Origin of the sequence: Kluyvera georgiana ATCC 51603 (assembly GCF_001654985.1) — a bacterium.
Taxonomy (GTDB): Bacteria; Pseudomonadota; Gammaproteobacteria; order Enterobacterales; family Enterobacteriaceae; genus Kluyvera; species Kluyvera georgiana.
This window is the reverse complement of sequence record NZ_LXEU01000116.1, coordinates 1-1,587: the sequence shown is the minus strand read 5'-3', so window position 1 is coordinate 1,587 and position 1,587 is coordinate 1. Positions and strand designations below refer to the sequence as shown.

The following is a 1,587-nucleotide window of genomic DNA, read 5'->3' as shown; positions in this document are numbered from 1 at the left end:
AAAAATACCCTCAGCAATTAGTGTACTGAGGGTATTGTTAACCATCCGTAGGATCGTTCAACTGATCAATGCCTTAACTGATCGGTGTTATCCCGATTGGGAGGCTTTACAAAATAGCTCATTTTTATCTTACGCTTGCGCTTTCTTAGGCAAAGAAAAGTGCAGTAAGGCATAGCCAAGTAATGCTGCTGTCGTAGAACCCATTAAGATACCGAGTCGAGCATAGGTATCAAATTCAGGACTTACATTTCCGAACGCTAAAGAGGAAATGAAGATAGACATTGTAAAGCCAATACCACACAACACAGATACCGCAAAGATATGCTTGAAGTTAACGCCTTCAGGTAACTTAGCAACGCCCATTTTTACCGCTGCCCAGCTAAAGGTAAAGATACCTAGAGGCTTACCAACCAGTAGACCCAAAGCAATACCGAGTGGCAGCATTGAAGTTAGACCTGACATCGATACGCCTTCTAACGAAATCCCCGCATTGGCAAATGCGAATAGAGGCAGAATACCAAATGCCACGTATGGGTGAAGCGCGTGCTCCATATGTTTAAGTGGAGAATGTTCGCCCTGCTTTCCCTTTAGTGGGATAGCAAAACCAATCACTACACCTGCCAATGTTGCGTGAACACCAGATTTAAGCACCGCGAACCATAAGATCGCACCGACGATCATGTATGGCGTAAGTTTTGTTACTTCCTTCGCATTCAACATGAATAGGACACCAGTCATGATGAAGCCAACAAGCAACGCCATGGTCGACAGGTCACCGGTGTAAAATAGCGCGATAATAACAACTACACCTAAATCATCGATGATAGCAACCGCCAGCAAGAACACTTTTAGGCTTACTGGTACACGCTTACCTAATAACGCCATGATACCTAAAGCAAAAGCGATATCTGTCGCCGCTGGAATTGCCCAACCAGAAATCGCCTCAGGATCGTTGGCATTAAAGGCTACGTAAATAAGAGCAGGAGTTAATATACCGCCAACCGCTGCAATCGCAGGGAAAATTGCGGTTTCTTTTGATTTTAACGCACCTTCAAGCAGCTCTCGCTTAACTTCAAGGCCAATGAGTAAGAAGAAAACAGCCATTAGGCCGTCATTAATCCAGTGAGAAACTGACATACCAAATACATAAGTATGCAGTACAGATTGATAAGTTTCGCCCAGCGGTGAGTTAGCAATGGTCATCGCAATTGCCGCGGCAATCACGAGAAGAATACCACCAGCTGATTCCATTTTGAAAAAGTCACGAATGACATCGTTCATGGTTTCGTCCTTATATTTATTATCTTAATAAACGATTAACAAAGAATGATAAGAGTGTATAGCGGTCGAAAACTTTAGAATAATTGAATCGCCACGGATAATCTAGACACTTCCGAGCCGTTGATTGGACTGACCCCACGCCCGTAGACAAATTCTGTCCTCACGACGAGGCCTGTTCGAAGGCCTCCGGACTGACGCCGCCGAGGTGACTGTGGCGCCGGGCCCGGTTGTAGAACACTTCAATGTAATCGAAGATATCCGCCCGGGCTAGATCCCGGGTTTTGTATATTCTCTTCCTGATGCGCT

2 protein-coding genes are annotated in these 1,587 nt (G+C 45.1%); both read right to left on the bottom strand.

Annotation, left to right across the window (positions count from 1 at the left end):
- Positions 1 to 129: 129 nt before the first annotated feature.
- Complete coding sequence (nhaA, locus tag M989_RS23900) at positions 130 to 1,281, bottom strand: Na+/H+ antiporter NhaA (protein WP_001000602.1); 1,152 nt, start codon at positions 1,279 to 1,281, stop codon at positions 130 to 132.
- 160 nt (positions 1,282 to 1,441) lie between these two features.
- Positions 1,442 to 1,587, bottom strand: a 146-nt coding sequence (locus M989_RS23895; protein WP_157093599.1) for an IS3 family transposase, incomplete at its 5' end; no start/stop codon positions are given.